The sequence below is a fragment of the Idiomarina sp. 28-8 genome (genome assembly GCF_000320945.2).
Taxonomy (GTDB): Bacteria; Pseudomonadota; Gammaproteobacteria; order Enterobacterales; family Alteromonadaceae; genus Idiomarina; species Idiomarina loihiensis.
The window spans coordinates 1-236 of sequence record NZ_BANL01000071.1 but is presented as its reverse complement, the minus strand read 5'-3'; the positions used below and the strand labels follow the sequence as shown (position 1 = coordinate 236).

Genomic DNA, 236 nt, shown 5'->3' with positions numbered 1-236 from the left:
TAAAAGCGGGTGCAAAGATGGTTGATTTTCACGGCTGGGACATGCCGCTGAACTACGGCTCACAAATTGAAGAGCACCATGCTGTACGCCGTGACTGCGGTGTTTTTGATGTGTCTCACATGACTATTGTTGACGTAGAAGGGCCACAGGCTCAGGCGTTTTTGCGTTACCTGCTGGCTAACGACGTTGCCAAGCTAAAAACCGAAGGCAAAGCACAATACACCAGTATGCTGAAT

The 236-nt window shown here is 49.2% G+C and carries 1 pseudogene; it reads left to right on the top strand.

Annotated features, from left to right (window positions below):
- Window positions 1–236, top strand: a pseudogene (gcvT, locus tag RJ32_RS15385) (glycine cleavage system aminomethyltransferase GcvT); the annotation flags it as partial.